16 protein-coding genes are annotated in these 15,327 nt (G+C 57.5%); 15 read left to right on the forward strand and 1 reads right to left on the reverse strand.

Going from position 1 to position 15,327, the window contains the following annotated elements:
- The first annotated feature begins 40 nt into the window (after positions 1 to 40).
- From galE to Q8K84_RS17330, 15 genes are all read left to right on the forward strand, one after another.
- Positions 41 to 1,036 (forward strand): UDP-glucose 4-epimerase GalE, encoded by a 996-nt coding sequence (galE, locus tag Q8K84_RS17265; RefSeq protein WP_305283996.1) that lies wholly within the window; start codon positions 41 to 43, stop codon positions 1,034 to 1,036.
- A 151-nt stretch (positions 1,037 to 1,187) separates the two neighbouring features.
- Positions 1,188 to 1,907, forward strand: coding sequence for a sugar transferase (locus Q8K84_RS17270; protein WP_305283997.1), 720 nt, complete (start codon positions 1,188 to 1,190; stop codon positions 1,905 to 1,907).
- Positions 1,908 to 1,991: 84 nt separating this feature from the next.
- The gene (locus tag Q8K84_RS17275; RefSeq protein ID WP_305283998.1) at positions 1,992 to 2,735 is read left to right on the forward strand and encodes a 3'(2'),5'-bisphosphate nucleotidase CysQ; all 744 of its coding nucleotides are present in this window, start codon (positions 1,992 to 1,994) and stop codon (positions 2,733 to 2,735) included.
- A 1-nt stretch (position 2,736) separates the two neighbouring features.
- Complete coding sequence (locus Q8K84_RS17280) at positions 2,737 to 3,723, forward strand: NAD(P)-dependent oxidoreductase (RefSeq protein WP_305283999.1); 987 nt, start codon at positions 2,737 to 2,739, stop codon at positions 3,721 to 3,723.
- A gap of 82 nt (positions 3,724 to 3,805) precedes the next feature.
- Positions 3,806 to 5,071: a WcaI family glycosyltransferase gene (locus tag Q8K84_RS17285; RefSeq protein WP_305284000.1), complete on the forward strand. Its 1,266-nt coding sequence runs from the start codon at positions 3,806 to 3,808 to the stop codon at positions 5,069 to 5,071.
- Positions 5,072 to 5,094: 23 nt separating this feature from the next.
- Positions 5,095 to 6,171 carry a GDP-mannose 4,6-dehydratase gene (gene gmd, locus Q8K84_RS17290; protein WP_305284001.1) on the forward strand — a complete coding sequence of 359 codons (1,077 nt, stop codon included), beginning with the start codon at positions 5,095 to 5,097 and terminating at the stop codon, positions 6,169 to 6,171.
- Positions 6,172 to 6,294: 123 nt separating this feature from the next.
- The gene (locus Q8K84_RS17295; RefSeq protein ID WP_305284002.1) at positions 6,295 to 6,927 is read left to right on the forward strand and encodes an FkbM family methyltransferase; all 633 of its coding nucleotides are present in this window, start codon (positions 6,295 to 6,297) and stop codon (positions 6,925 to 6,927) included.
- Positions 6,924 to 7,874 carry a GDP-L-fucose synthase gene (locus Q8K84_RS17300; RefSeq protein ID WP_305284004.1) on the forward strand — a complete coding sequence of 317 codons (951 nt, stop codon included), beginning with the start codon at positions 6,924 to 6,926 and terminating at the stop codon, positions 7,872 to 7,874. Before Q8K84_RS17295 ends, Q8K84_RS17300 begins: the two co-directional genes overlap by 4 nt.
- Positions 7,871 to 8,575: an FkbM family methyltransferase gene (locus tag Q8K84_RS17305; RefSeq protein WP_305284005.1), complete on the forward strand. Its 705-nt coding sequence runs from the start codon at positions 7,871 to 7,873 to the stop codon at positions 8,573 to 8,575. Before Q8K84_RS17300 ends, Q8K84_RS17305 begins: the two co-directional genes overlap by 4 nt.
- The gene (locus Q8K84_RS17310; RefSeq protein WP_305284006.1) at positions 8,572 to 9,978 is read left to right on the forward strand and encodes an O-antigen polymerase; all 1,407 of its coding nucleotides are present in this window, start codon (positions 8,572 to 8,574) and stop codon (positions 9,976 to 9,978) included. The genes Q8K84_RS17305 and Q8K84_RS17310 overlap by 4 nt, the downstream gene beginning before the upstream one ends.
- Before the next feature lie 239 nt (positions 9,979 to 10,217).
- Entirely contained in the window at positions 10,218 to 10,826 is a 609-nt protein-coding gene (locus tag Q8K84_RS17460; RefSeq protein ID WP_370867888.1) for a glycosyltransferase, read from the forward strand.
- Positions 10,827 to 11,002: 176 nt separating this feature from the next.
- Complete coding sequence (locus Q8K84_RS17315) at positions 11,003 to 11,326, forward strand: DapH/DapD/GlmU-related protein (protein WP_370867886.1); 324 nt, start codon at positions 11,003 to 11,005, stop codon at positions 11,324 to 11,326.
- A gap of 5 nt (positions 11,327 to 11,331) precedes the next feature.
- Positions 11,332 to 12,765 (forward strand): lipopolysaccharide biosynthesis protein, encoded by a 1,434-nt coding sequence (locus tag Q8K84_RS17320; RefSeq protein ID WP_305284008.1) that lies wholly within the window; start codon positions 11,332 to 11,334, stop codon positions 12,763 to 12,765.
- Positions 12,758 to 13,705 carry a hypothetical protein gene (locus Q8K84_RS17325; RefSeq protein ID WP_305284009.1) on the forward strand — a complete coding sequence of 316 codons (948 nt, stop codon included), beginning with the start codon at positions 12,758 to 12,760 and terminating at the stop codon, positions 13,703 to 13,705. The genes Q8K84_RS17320 and Q8K84_RS17325 overlap by 8 nt, the downstream gene beginning before the upstream one ends.
- On the forward strand, positions 13,702 to 14,811 hold the full coding sequence (locus Q8K84_RS17330) for a glycosyltransferase (RefSeq protein WP_305284010.1): 1,110 nt from the start codon (positions 13,702 to 13,704) through the stop codon (positions 14,809 to 14,811). Before Q8K84_RS17325 ends, Q8K84_RS17330 begins: the two co-directional genes overlap by 4 nt.
- Positions 14,812 to 14,973: 162 nt before the next feature.
- Here Q8K84_RS17330 and Q8K84_RS17335 read toward each other — a convergent pair.
- On the reverse strand, positions 14,974 to 15,327 hold a 354-nt coding region (locus tag Q8K84_RS17335), incomplete at its 5' end, for a UDP binding domain-containing protein (protein ID WP_305284012.1).

The following is a 15,327-nucleotide window of genomic DNA, read 5'->3' on the forward strand; positions in this document are numbered from 1 at the left end:
AGTTCTAGACTTGTCCGGGGCGAAACATTTGGGGAGCGGCATGCAGACAGTTTTGGTGACAGGGGGCGCGGGCTATGTGGGGTCGCACGCGAGCCTTCGACTGGCGGAGGCAGGGTTCCTTCCCGTCGCCTTTGACAACCTGACCAATGGGCATGCCGAATTCGTCCAGTGGGGGCCTCTCGAGGTCGGCGACATTCGTGACGCTGCACGACTGGACGAGGTGTTCGCCAAGCACCGCCCGCTGGCTGTCTTGCACTTGGCCGCCTTGATCGAGGTGGGCGAGTCCGTCCGCCATCCTGACCGCTTCTATGACAACAATGTCTCCGGCGCCCTGACCCTGATCGAGGCTGCCCGCCGCGCGGGCGTCGGCGCCATGGTCTTTTCTTCCACCTGCGCCACCTATGGTGACCCGCAGCAAATGCCGATGGACGAAACCCACCCCCAGTCGCCGTTGAATCCTTATGGCCGCAGCAAGTTGATGGTTGAGCAGATCCTAGGCGACCTGGACCGCTACAGCAGTTTTCGCTCGGTGTGCCTGCGCTATTTCAACGCCGCAGGCGCCGATTTCGAGGGCCGTATCGGGGAGTGGCACGACCCTGAAACCCACGCCATCCCGCTCGCCATCGCCGCGGCCATGGGCGCCAATGCGGGGTTCAAAATCTTCGGGCGGGACTATCCCACTCGGGACGGCACAGCGGTGCGAGACTATATCCACGTCTTGGACCTGGCTGACGCCCATGTGCTGGCGCTGAAGCATCTGCTGGCCGGCGGTGAGAGCGACGCCTTCAACCTTGGCACCGGTACCGGTTCCACGGTCCAGGAGCTGGTCGATGCGGTGGGTGCTGTTTCGGGCCGCCCCTTCGAGATCGCCGACGGCCCACGCCGGGGGGGTGACGCCCCTGCCCTCGTTGCAGATAATCGCAAGGCCCGCGAGGTGCTGGGCTGGTCGCCCCGCTACGGCCTCCCGGAGATTCTGGAGAGCGCCTGGCGATGGCATACGCAGAGCCTGCCGAGGCTTAAAGCCGCCTCAACATGATGAATTCTTGCCGCACCGCACACTTTGGGCGCCTGCCTAGCTGGCGCCGAGCGCGCTAAGGACCAATAAGTTCTTTCCACCATGCGTTGAAAAGGCTGGATGGCCCTAAACTCGCAGGGTAAAGACCGCGACAACCGTAGGGGGCTGCATCGTGTATCTTTCCGGGACGAAAGACATCACCCTCGAGAGTACAAGCCTTCAGGCTCTGGGGGAGCACGTGCAGTATTCTGCGGCCTCGCCTGCCAAGCTTGGCGCGCAGCTCAGCCTCGATGTGTGTCGTCTGCTGGACGTCATTATCGCCCTATCGGTGCTGATTTTCATCGGGCCGCTTATGCTGGCCATTTCGTTGATGATCCGCGCACAGGACGGTGGCCCTGCCCTGTTCAGCCAGAGCCGAATTGGCGAGGGGGGCAAGTCGTTCAAGTGCCTCAAGTTCCGCACCATGGTGATAGACGCCGAAGCGCGGCTTGGCGCCCTCTTGGCCCGCGACCCCGAAGCCCGGCGGGAGTGGGAAGCCGATCACAAGCTGCGTAAGGACCCGCGGATCACCGCGCTGGGCGCCTTCTTGCGTAAGTCGAGCCTCGATGAATTACCACAGCTGTTCAATGTGCTGAAGGGCGAGATGAGCTTGGTGGGTCCGCGGCCCATCGTAGCCTCTGAGGCAGCACGCTACGGTCGTTGGTTCGCCTATTACTGCGCCGTCAAGCCAGGCGTAACGGGTCTGTGGCAGGTGAACGGTCGCAACGACGTATCCTACCGCCGGCGGGTTGCGCTAGACGTGCTATATGCCAAGACCATCGGGGTGCGCCGCTATTTGCAGGTCATCGCCGCCACAGTGCCCGCCGTATTGATGCGCAGCGGCTCCTACTAGAAGAGCTTTCATTACGTGATCGGCGACCTGGCGGACCCTTCCGCTGGCGCCTCAAGTTTCGCCGGGGCGGGGGCCTGGCTTTTGATGTCGCAAGCGTTTGATCTCAGCGATGACGCCCGCTTGGCCAGCGCCCTGGCAAGGCAGGCAGGCCAGCTTTTGCTGACCGCCAGGTCCCTAACGGCTCTAACCGGCAAGCCCCTGGGGGGACTGGGGGACGCCGTGGGCCAGCAGTTTCTGAGCCACAGCCTGTCGGCCCTGCGCCCGCACGACGCCGTCCTCTCGGAGGAAGCGACAGACGACGAGACCCGGCTGGACCGATCGCGGGTCTGGATCATCGATCCCCTCGATGGTACCCGGGAGTTTTCCGAAGGTCGCGACGATTGGGCGATCCACGTAGCCCTGTGTATCGACGGCCATCCCACCATTGGCGCTGTGGCCCTGCCCGGCCTGGACCTTGTGCTCGACACCGCAAACCCGCCGCCCATGCCCGCCGCGCCTGAGGGCCTGAAGATCCTGGTCAGCCGATCACGCCCGCCCGAGGTGGCCAGCCGCGCGGCCGAGATCCTGGGGGCGGAACTGGTCGGCATGGGCTCGGCCGGCGCCAAGGTCATGGCCGTGGTCCGCGGCGAGGCCCACGCCTATGTCCACGCCGGCGGCCAGTATGAGTGGGACTCTGCCGCGCCCGTGGCCGTGGCGCTTGCCGCCGGCTTGCACGTCTCCCGCCTGGACGGCGCGCCGATGGTCTACAACCAGAAAGACACCTACATCCCCGATCTTGTCGTCTGCCGACCGGAGCTGAAGGACCGGCTCATGGCGGCGGTAGGCTGAGATGTCAGTGACGCCTTCCCAGAGCAAATCTCACGCCGTTGTGATCGGCGCGAGTGGCTTTATCGGCACGCGTCTTGTCAAACGGCTTGCCCAGCAAGGAAAGTCAATTGTCGCGGTGGACATCGCAGCTCCGCGCGAACAGTTGCCTGGAGTTGACTACGTCAACGCTGACGTGCGCCGGCCATTGGATCTGCAGATCGGGTCTGGCGCACAGGCGTTGTACAATCTGGCGGCGGTCCACCGCACCCCGGGTCATCCCGCCCATGAGTATTTTGAGACCAACGTACTAGGCGCTGGCCATGTCACAGCCCTGGCGGAAGCCTGCAGCATCCCGCTCATCGTCTTCACCAGTTCAATCTCAGTTTACGGTCCAACCGAGGAAGTACGGACCGAATCCTCTCTGCCGGTGCCGACCAGCGACTATGGTCGCTCTAAGCTGATGGCCGAGATGATCCACCAGATGTGGTTCAGGGCCGCGCCGAGCCGCCGCCTGGTCACGGTCAGGCCTGGGGTTGTGTTCGGCCCGGGGGAGAGAGGCAACTATAGCGCCCTGGCGAATGCTCTGCGGCGCGGTGTCTTTTTCTATCCCGGCCGCAAAGACACTGTGAAGAGCGGGGGGCATGTGGATGAATTGCTCCGCACCCTTGAATTCGCAATTGCGCACTCAGACCGTCAAATCCTGTTCAACTTCGCCTTCCCGCAGGTGAGCGCCACCCAAGATATCGTCGCGGCGTTCAGTCGTGTGATGAACCACCGCTATCGGCCCGCGACAGCGCCGTTACCTGCCGTCATGCTCGCGGCCTGCTTGTTCGAGAGCGCGAACGCCCTAGGCCTCAAGACGCCGATTCACCGCGAACGGGTCATGAAACTCGTACGTTCGACGCGTATCGCTCCCCAATGGCTGATCAGCCAGGGCTACGAGTTTCAATTTGACCTGAGCTCGGCCTTGGAGTGCTGGGCGCAAGAGACAGATGGGCGGTTCGAGTGACGCGAGCGCCAAGCCAGCGAACTATTGCGTCGACCCCACAACGGTCACGGCCGTACTCGGCCCATGACAAGGGGGCCCCCCAATGACGTCGAGCGAAAACATCGTGATCTATGGGATCAACTACGCTCCTGAGATCGCTGGCGTCGGCCGCTATTCTGGTGAGATTGGAGCGCATCTAGCGGCGGAAGGCCATCGGGTCTGTGTCGTCACTGCACCTCCGCACTACCCAGGCTGGAGAGTTCAGAAGCCGCACCGCAATGGTTGGGCTCGCGAAGTTTTGGCAGGGGCGGATCTCTATCGTTGTCCACTTTACCTCAGCGAGCAGATGAAGGGCGTCCGCCGTCTGTTGGCGCCGCTGTCGTTTGCGGCCAGCTCGGCGCCAGTGGCCCTTTGGACCATCCTACGACGCCGGCCCAGCGTCGTGTTGGTGGTGGAACCAACGCTGTTCGTGGCGCCGGTAGCGCTGCTGGCGGCGCGGCTGGTCGGCGCGCGCACGGTGCTGCATGTTCAGGATCTTGAGGTGGAGGCGGCGTTTGCCGTGGGGCACCTGGGCCGGGGTGGTCTACTAGCGCGAGTGGCGGGAGCCTATGACCGGGCGATGGTGCGGCGGTTTTCCCGCATCGTGACCATTTCCAATCGGATGGCGGAAAAAATCATCGATAAGGGCGCTGATGCTAGCAAGGTCGCGATCGTCCGTAACTGGGTCGATCTTGACCAGGTCAGGCCAGACCAGGACGCTGGTGCCTATCGGCGTGAACTGGGGATCTCAGCTGGCACCTATGTGGCGCTGTACTCTGGAAATCTGGGCGCCAAGCAGGGCGTTCGGCTGATCTGGGAGGCGGCCGAACATTTGCGGGATCGTCCGGGCATCCTGTTCCTGGTGGCCGGCGACGGACCCATGCGGTCAGAGCTGGCCCAGGCCGCGGCCCGCCTGCCCAATCTGCGGCTGCTTGATTTCCAGCCTGAGCACCGATTTGGCGAGTTCTTGAGTATGGCCGATGTGCATCTGCTGCCGCAGGAGCGGGAGGCCGCTGACCTGCTGCTGCCGTCCAAGCTAGGCGGCATGCTGGCGTCGGCCAAGCCAATCATCGTCACCGCTGATCCCGACACAGAACTCGCGGACTTCCTCGGAACATCCTGCAAACTGACGCCGCCGGGAGACTCCGCCGCCCTGGCGGCGTCGGTAAGCCAAGCGGCAGAGAGTGATCCTGACCCCGTGCTGCGCGCCGAACGTCTGACCTTGGCCGGGCAACTGGCCAAGACCAGCGGGATCGCCCAATTCGTCAAGGCGGCGCTGTTCTTGCAGCGCGCCGACGCCCCTTCCGACGCCCGCCCGATAGCGGCCTAGATCCTTACAAGCGGACCCGATACATGCCTGACCCCCACGGTAGAAAAGTCGCCCTGATCACCGGAGTCACCGGCCAGGACGGTGCCTATCTGACGGAGCTGCTGCTGTCCAAGGGCTACGTTGTCCATGGGCTGAAGCGACGCTCGTCCTCGTTCAACACCGGCCGGATCGAGCAATTCTATCAGGACCCCCATGAGGATGACCGTCGACTAGTCCTGCACTATGGCGACCTGACCGACTCCACCAATCTGATCCGCATCGTGCAGCAGGTGCGCCCCGACGAAATCTACAACCTCGCCGCCCAAAGCCACGTGGCGGTCAGCTTCGAGACGCCGGAGTACACCGCCAATGCCGACGCCATCGGCACCCTGCGCCTACTCGAGGCTATCCGCATTCTGGGCCTGGAAAAGACCACCCGATTCTACCAGGCCTCCACCTCCGAGCTCTACGGCTTGGTGCAGGAAGTGCCGCAAAGCGAAACCACCCCCTTCTATCCCCGCAGTCCCTATGGTGTGGCCAAGCTCTACAGCTACTGGATCGTCGTGAACTACCGCGAGGCCTATGGCATCCACGCCTCCAACGGCATCCTGTTCAACCATGAGAGCCCGCTCCGCGGCGAAACCTTCGTCACCCGTAAGATCACCCGAGCCGTAGCGGCCATCAAGCTGGGCTATGAGGACCGCCTCTACCTCGGGAACATCGACGCCAAGCGCGACTGGGGCCATGCCCGCGAGTATGTCCGCGGTATGTGGATGATGCTGCAGCAGGATCAGTCCGACGACTATGTCCTGGCCACCGGCGAGACCACGGTGGTCCGCGACTTCGTCACTGAGGCCTTCGCCCAGACAGGGATCACCCTGCGCTGGGAGGGCGAGGGCGTGAGCGAGCGCGGCCTCTGTGCCGCCACCGGCCGGGTTTATGTGGAGATCGACCCCCGCTACTTCCGCCCTACAGAGGTTGACCTGCTGATCGGCGATCCTGCCAAGGCCAAGGCCAAGCTCGGCTGGACCCACGAGACCAAATGGCAGCAACTATGCGCTGAAATGGTCGCCGCCGACCTGATCACCGTCGCCAAGGAGCAACGTCGCAATGCTGAGTAAGGTCGTCCTATGTTGCTCTTAGAATCAGCTGAGCGGTTGTCGCAACAGGCCCTGAAACTAGGGCGCGTGCTTGCCGCGCCGGGCCCCCGTCGGGCCCTCTTCAAGACCCGGACCGCGGCCGGGATGGAGCACATTCCTATCCTCACCTACTGCAAACCCGAGACGGTGATTGATGTCGGTGCCAATAGGGGTCAATTCGCTCTAGCGGCGCGACACGCCTTGCCAAAGACCAGGATCATCGCCTTTGAACCCCTGCCCGCTGCTGCCGAGGTGTTTGAAGCCAACCTCGGCAATGACGCCGGGATAGACCTCCACCGCCTGGCGCTGAGCGATAAGGATGGCCAAGCCCGTTTCCACGTGGCCGGGCGGACAGACTCCTCATCCCTGCTGGCGCTCGGCAAGAACCAGGCCTCTGTCTTTGGCGTCTCCGCAGATCATGAGATCGAGGTCACCACGGTACGAATGGACAAGGTGCTGCGCCTGGACGACGCAGCCGCCCCCATCCTACTAAAGATCGACGTCCAGGGGGCCGAACACCTGGTGCTGGAGGGCGCAAAGCAGTCCCTGCCCGCCATCGCCTTTGTCTATGTCGAGTGCTCTTACATTAGCCTCTATGACGATCAGGCTCTGTTCAGCCAGATCATGGGCCAGATGGCTGCCGCGGGTTTTGAGTTGTTCGGTGCCTTTAACACCCACTTCGACCCCCAGCTAGGTCCCATCCAGGCCGATGTTCTGTTTCGCAAGGCTCATCCATGACGGTGATCTATCCTCTAGCCGGAAAGCGCATCTGGGTGGCCGGCCATCGCGGCATGGTGGGCTCGGCCGTCGTGCGGCGCTTGGCCTCAGAGGGTTGTGAGGTCCTGACCGTCGACCGCAACCAGCTCGATCTGCGCCGGCAAGCCGAGGTGGAGGCGTGGATTGACCAGGCCCGCCCCAACGCAGTGGTGCTGGCAGCGGCGAAGGTCGGTGGCATTCTGGCCAACGACAACTATCCCGCCGACTTCCTCTATGAAAACCTTATGATCGAGGCCAACATCATCCACGCCGCCCACCGGACTGATGTCGAGAAGCTGTTGTTCCTGGGCTCATCCTGCATCTACCCCAAGGAAGCGCCCCAGCCGATCGCTGAGGGTGCACTGCTGACCGGTCCGCTGGAGCCGACAAATGAGTGGTACGCAATCGCTAAGATCGCCGGCATCAAGCTGACCCAGGCCTATCGCCGCCAGTACAGGCGCGATTTCATCAGCGCGATGCCCACCAACCTTTATGGCCCTGGCGACAATTATGACCTCGCGACCAGCCACGTCCTGCCGGCCCTAATCCGAAAGGCCTATGAGGCCAAGATAACCAGCGCCGACCACATCACCATCTGGGGCACGGGTACGCCCAGGCGCGAATTCCTGCATACCGACGATTGCGCCGACGCTCTGGTCTTCCTGCTCAAATCCTATTCCGGCGAGGAGCACGTTAATATCGGCTCTGGAGAAGATATCACCATCTTGAATTTAGCTCACCTAATCTGTGAGGTAGTGGGTTTCAAGGGGGAGATCCGCACCGATCCGAGCAAGCCGGACGGCACGATGCGAAAGTTGATGAGTGGGAAGAAATTAAAACAATTGGGCTGGACACCCACAATTAACCTGCGGGCGGGCTCCGCCACAGTTTATGAGCAATTTGCTTTACATGTAGAGACCGACCGATGAAACGTTTAATCACGACCACGCTTAAGTCGTTCGGCTACCGGTTAGTTCCTCGCGTACGCGACCCTGAAACAGCACGCGAGATTGTCTTTACTTACCCCGTCGACGCGGTGATTGATGTCGGTGCAAATAGAGGCTCCACATGCATTGAGTGGCTCAAACGGTTCCCTACAGCACACGTATATGCTTTTGAGCCGCTGCCTGACTACGCCGAGATAATCAGAACTCGCACCGCACATTTTGGCTCGCGCATAACGGTCTACCAGCTCGCCGCAAGTGATCAACGGGGCCAAGTGCAATTCAATGTCCACACCGATCACCCATCATCATCCTCTCTCCAAGCTACAACAGCCGCATGTAAAACACTCCTGCCGTTTACATCTGAATCAAGTCAGATAACCGTATGCACCGATACACTTGATACAGTCCTTTCGGGAAAACTATTTGCGGCTGCGTTCCTAAAACTTGACGTACAGGGGCATGAGCTATCTGTCTTAGCCGGCGCGCGAAGTATTTTAGGTTTTGTTCGCTTTATCCAAATCGAAATAAATCTTCAGCACCTCTATGAAAACCAACCAGGATTTGTAGAGATAAGTGAATTCCTCAACAAGAGCGGATTTCATTTTGTCGGCGTGACAGAACAGTTCCACCTAAAAAACGGACGCCCCGTTTTTCTTGACGCCCTATTTGAGCGCTCGGCATGAGCATCCTGTCACTTAGTTTACTATCAATAACATTCGTAGCCATATACTTTGCGTTATTGCTTTATCCACATAAGCACGACGGTCGGACGCCGATAATCAATGGCTACGGCGCATTCTTTATAACGCTTTCAATAAATATTGTATTCCCCGCAACTCTGTCAATTGCGTTCCAGAAAGGATTTTTGTACTGGGCACAGCCGTACTCCTACTCCACCTATATTAATGACGCCCTATTGATTACCATCCTATCAATACTCTCGTTCTGCCTAGGGTTTCTGGCGATTCGCAGGGCCACAGTATCGGGTGCACGGAAAACCACGAGGACAACAGCCCCTCAATCCGCAGAAAGCACCCCAATATCTCCAGGTGCCGTTTCCATCCTTTGGGCAATAGTAGGGATCGGACTCCTCTTAAAACTTTGGGCCCTCACACAGATCGGCATTGGGCCAGAGTTGATAGCCAGAATGTCAGGGTCGATTAGACGAGGAATGACCCTGACAGGCCAGGAAGGCAGTCTGACTCACTACATAGTTCTTTTATCAACTATCTCGGAAGCTGCGGCGGCGCTTCTATTCACAGTATCACTGAGACACAGACGTCGCGTATTATTGACTGTTATAATAGCGCTTGCCTGTATGGCTATGACATTTATTCTGAGCGGAAAACGTTCAACGTTCATCCTTCCGCTTATTCTAATGATATGCTCTTACAGCGCGCTGCGCCGCCCACTTACAATCAGCGCATTGCCCCTAATAATTCTAGGAATTATATCATTTGGGATGGCAACATTGCTATTCCGCATTATAGCTCCTCAAAATGCTATTGGAAACGTACTCGACTACAGAACTATCGGCAACGGCTCCCTCACAGAGTTTTACTTATACTCTATGGAGTTTTCTGGCTTTGATATGCTGGTTCGCTCTATCGCTCAATCAGAACAGATCTCTGATATATTGGGCGGGCGCGCCAACGCAATTTACAGCGCCTTCTTTGAACCCTTTCTATATGTAGTTCCAAGAGGGCTATGGGCAGACAAGCCGGAGTTGTTCATTGACATCTCCCATGGCTTCTATGCTGCTACCGTCGGTGGCGGCCTAACTGGCAGTGTGGGGCTTAGCGCGACACTTATAGGTTATGCGTATCTGCTTGGGGGCCCATTTGGCGTCGCATTCTCGTTTGCATGCCTTGGCGTCTTGAGCAGCTGGATTGATCGGTACAATAGCGCCACTATTGGCCATTTACTAATACGTTCCATTGGAATTGTACTTGTCTTCACAATGTTCCGGCAAGGATCGTTAGGGTGGGTCTTCTTAATATTTGTACAGAATATGGCTCCTGCAATTGCAGTCTGGACAATGTTCACGTTGGCGAATAAGCGCGCGCGAATCCGTCACACTATTTAGGTGAGGAATTGATGATTGTAGCCTGCCTAGCAGCATTCCGAAATCGGCGTGACACCACCCTCAGGTTTGTGTCGTCAGTTTATGCTGCAACATTGCCTCCTGACGTCGCTGTGGATCTAACATTGTTCGACGACGGCAGCTCAGACGGATCATCTGCCGCAATTCTACAGCTGTTTCCACGAACAACAATTATGTGTGGCGATGGAAGCGCCTATTGGAACGGGGCGATGTCAGTTCTAATGGATAGAACGCTCTTAAGGAGGGATGTTGATGCCATCTTGATAGCGAATGACGACATTGTTCTTCGTGATGCTGCTTTAACCGAAGCTATAGAGCTCTTTCGATCACTAAATACAGAGGGGCCTCCTACGGCGCTAGTCGGCGCGTTTCAGCATGACCTCTCTACTAGTTACTCGGGATTTCGACACAGGCCCGGCCGCGGCCCAGGCGCGCTGCTTTTGGTCGAGCCAAGTGATAAGATCGAAGTTTGTGATACCTTCAATGGGAATTTTGTCATCTTGCCCGCTGAGGCCTGCCGCGCTGTTGGGGGCCTCGATAGCGGCTTTAGGCACTCTGGCGGGGACATCGATCTTGGTTACAGACTAAAGGCCTCAGGCGTCCGAATCGCTGTCGCACCTGGGTATCTGGGTCATTGCGAGCGGGGGCCAACGCTTAGCGAGAGGGCGCGGAGTCTTTCGAGATGGGCTCGGATTCAGCTCGTGCTTTCACCATTACGCTCACACAGCGACGTCGCTAGGCTTGCGTTCAAACATGGCGGATTACTGACGCCCCTCGTGATTGTGAAAGATTTACTTATGCGCCTACGCTTAGTCTTGATTGGTGAATAGAGGTGGCGCGCCTTATTCGCAGCGCAGCTGGGCGCAGCTTGCAGTTAGTAGGCGTACTTTGCGACTCACTTCGTCATTTTTACTGGAGGACGAGGCTGTTACATCTTGGCGTTGGCACATATATATATCGGCGATCCGTTATATACTTTCCTCGGCGCGTTTATATTGGCGATTACGTGAGCATTAATGACTTTGTCCACATTCGTGGTGGTGGCGGTGTCCGGATCGAGGACGGCTGCCTTATTGCCCCTCACGTGGTAATCACTTCTCAGAGCCATGATGTTGATGCGGTGGCGAGAGGACTGGACTATCGTAATACCAATACAGCTCTGCCTATCCACATCGGCCGCAACGTTTGGATCGGTGCCGGCGCGGTCGTGTTGCCCGGCGTGACGATCGGCGATGGCGCGATCGTCGCTGCAGGTGCTGTGGTCAGTCGAGACGTTGACGCCCGGTGTCTCGTTGCGGGAATTCCCGCCCGGTTTGTCAGGGCGTTGTAACTCCTGTGACCCTGGGCCGCACCGCCATCGCCTCAATGCTCAGCACTGCATCATCTGCTGTAGCTCTATTTATCACTTTTCGGGCCGGCTTCATGCATGCTGGTGGCGAATTCATGGGGCTTTGGGCGCTAATATCTGGGCTCCTGATGTTTGCAAGAATTTCGGACACAGGGGCATCAATTTCTATTGCGCGACTAGCAGTTATTGGTCGGAATGAATCATCAATCCGCATCGGAACTTATCTTTTGTCTGGAATGACAGTCGCCACCGTCCCAGCCATAGTATTATCGTCCCTTATATTGATAGTGTTTGGCCTATATTTTGACGCGCACGAAATACTTGGTCCCGTGGTTATTTCTCAGGTTTTGGGTTCCGCATGGATTTATGCAATTGGGAGTAGCGTGTCGGGAATATTTTCTGGCTGCCTAGACGGAATTGGGAAGATGGTCCCGCGATACTTGGCTAGCGTGGGTGCAAATCTTCTGCTCGTCGTATTTGCTATATTTCTGGTGCCGACCATTGGAGCGCAGGGATTTTTAATTGCGCACATACTTTATGTGGTTGCGTTAACAATTATCTATGCGCTTTTATTATTTACTAGTGGGCAATTATTATTTGGCCCCGCTAAAGAATATATCTCCGTTACCCGCGCTAGCTTTAGCTTTCTGTCTAAGAGTATTTTTATGGGCACGGCACGGGCCGGCTTCGAGCCTGTGTCTAAATTGCTTGTCGGCTATTTTGCGGGGCTGACCGCCGTGGCGCTCTTTGATTTGGCGCTCCGCGTCTCCAGCCAGCTGCGGCAACTGGCGAACGCGCCGCTACAACCTATTGCAGTTTTAACCGCGCGCACCACCGCTGCATTGTCACCAGAGCATCGGCCAATGATCGAGAAGTGGATGCTCATTAGCATCGCTGCAGGGTTTGCCGTGGCATTAGGCCAGATCGTCAGCGCTCCTGTAGTTGCTTGGCTTGTGATTGGTCGGGTTGACGGCTTTTTCAGCACCATGAGCGCGATACTAGCTATATCGTTTTTTATAAACTTCTCTGGAACCGTAGCCTTCTATGTCGTGCTTGCCAGCGGGCAACTAAAGGGGTTGCTTGCGCTTCATGCCTGGATGACCATCCTGAACATCGCGTTGGGAGCGTCCATGGGATGGATTTGGGGGGGAATTGGAGTCATCGTCGCGTGGGGCATAACCCTTGCGGTCGGGGGGCCGGTCACTCTGGGGCTCTACCTTGTTGAGCACTCGATGTCCGCCCGTCGCGGTCGCGCTCTCGTTCTTGTTTTTCTCGGAGGGATAGCGATCTTGGCAGCAGTCGCGACCGCAGTAACCGCTTTGCAGCCAGGGATCGAGCAATTTTTGGGGAGTATTTCTACCTCTGGCTTTTCGAGAATGGATTTAGTCGCCTGTCGGGAGATCGAGCGTTTTCATGCATGACCGAGCTTATGGACCCTCACCCATTGCCGTCTTTGCATATCGGCGCCCGACCCATTTGAAAAACGCGTTGGCAGCGCTGAAAGCTTGCCCAGAGTTTGCGGCTTCTCCGGTCTTTATCTACATTGATGGCCCTAAGTCTTCAGCTGTCTGGGAAGCGGTTGATGAAACGGCTCAGGTGGCCATGGGCTTCGCGGCGAGGAACGTGACCATTGTCCGCCAAGACGCAAACCGGGGCCTCGCTACTTCCATCATTACCGAGGTCACTGCGCTCTGTGCGCGGTACGGGCGAGTGATCGTCATGGAGGACGATCTGATTGTTCACCCGGCCACCCTGACTTGGTTGAATATGGGCCTCGACGCTTACGCCGATGATCCGCGCGTTATGCAGATCAGCGCCTATCAGTATCTGGTTCCAGAGTTTGAGAGTCGGATCGAGGGAACATTTCAAAGGTTCACCACCACGTGGGGTTGGGCAACATGGAAGCGCGCCTGGGATCAGTTTGACGCCAGTGCGACGGGCTGGGAGGCGGTCGCTGAGCCGGGGCCAGCGCAAACTGCGCTGGACGCCGGTGGGGTTTACCCCTTCTCCAGCATGTTGTTGAAGCAGATGAATGGCCAGCTGGACAGCTGGGGCATCCGTTGGTTCTGGTCGGTGCACAATGCAGGCGGCCTAGCCATAATGCCGCCACGGACTCTGGTGCGGAATGACGGTATCGCCACGGCGGCAACACACAATTCAATTGGGCCTCTGAAGGCATGGGTTCAAGGTCGTCCGCCTAAGCCGTGGGAGAAAGAAGGGGCACCTATCCTTCCCGATGAGGTCGCCCTTGTGCCCACGGATGAAGCTGCCTTCCGCCGAGGCCTGCTGCGCACCCACGCTATGCGTAACCATCGGGTCAAGAAGGTGTTGGCTGGCGTAGGTTGGAAGCGTTTCGCATGACGGCAGATACACCCGTCATTGCGGTCCTTGGGCCACTTCCTCCTGCGCTAACGGGCGCGGCTGCATGTACGGGCGCATTTGTCGAACGGCTAAGGGCTCGGGGTGCAATCCTTCAAATATATCCGCTGCTCGATGGGAGCGGATCACTCCCTTCTCGTTTGACTAGCCGCATCAACTCACTCATCAGCCGCGCATGCGGACTGGTGAAAGCGAAGCCGAACGCGGTATACTTATCTCTCGAGGGTAATTCGGGGAAATTATTTTCTCTCCCGATAGTTTTGCTGTGCCGTTTGCTTAAAATACCATTGTTTATTCATCATCATGCATACAGTTATTTGATGCGGCGCGATTTTATCGTAAGTTTGGTCACGCTGTTTGCGCCGAAAGCATTTCACATTTATCAATGCGAACGAATGGCGCTCGAGTATGATCGCCAGTATGGTGGACGCCCCCCGCCTAAACTTACTTTGACTAACGCTTTTGTTGTTGCGTCGCCGCCAACTCGGCATAAATACATCAAAACTAACTCTATAAATTTGGGTTTTATAAGTGGATCACACCCTGTTGAGAAGGGTTTAATTCGCGCAATTGATGTTGCAGGTCAGATCGCTAATACTTGCGAAGTAATATTGCATGTAGCCGGGCCACTTCCGCTCGGAATTGCCCGACAGGCACGCCTCATGTCTAAGAATAATGGCGTATTAATGCGCGAATGGGGAACTATAGGTGCAGATAAGACGGCGTTTTTTAACTCTATAGAATTTCTACTATTTCCGAGCACTTACATAAATGAGACGCAGGGAATAGTAAACTTGGAGGCAATGTCGCACAGCGTGCCGGTTGTTGCCGTTGATAGGTGCTGCGTCTCGAGCACTATACTACCATACGGCGGGATCGTATTTTTAAATCCAAAATCGTTCAAAGATGACGCGCCTCTATTTATTATAGAAAGCCTTCGAGACAGGAGTTTATACGACTCCGCTCGGCGCCTCGCGCTTAAACAATATCAATTGCAACTAGATAGATCGGAGAATGAATTGGATAGCATTATTGGACTTATATTTTCCGCCGCTCAAGGTAACTTGGGCGGAGCTGTGTTTGTTTAGCTCTTAGAGCGATTAGGGGTCCTAATAACTCTATGAGAGTTGCTGGGAGCCCCTCCGGTGAGGGCATCCTTGGCGGTTTGAGCTAGCTGGCGATGCTGAGCCCTTAAGTCTGGTCATATGGCCAGTCGTATGAGCGCTGGATGAGCCGTTGCTAGCGCATTTTCATTGAGCCCGCCCGATGCTCACATAGTCAAACCCCTGGCGACGCACGTCGTCAGGCCGGTAGATATTGCGCAGGTCAATGAGGATGGGGGTCTTCATGTCGGCCTTGAGCCGGTCGAGATCGAGCGCCCGGAACTGATCCCACTCTGTGATGATCACCACCGCGTCGGCGGACCTGGCCGCGGCATAGGGATCGGCGGCGAAATCCACATCCTTCAGCAGATGCCGCGCCTCGGCCTCGCCCTCGGGATCGAAGGCGCTGATCGTCGCGCCGGCGGCCTGCAGGGCCGGAATGATGTCCAGGCTCGGCGCGTCGCGCATGTCGTCAGTGTTGGGCTTGAAGGTCAGGCCCAG

It is taken from the genome of Phenylobacterium sp. (assembly GCF_030679875.1).
In the GTDB taxonomy this organism is placed as follows: domain Bacteria; phylum Pseudomonadota; class Alphaproteobacteria; order Caulobacterales; family Caulobacteraceae; genus Phenylobacterium.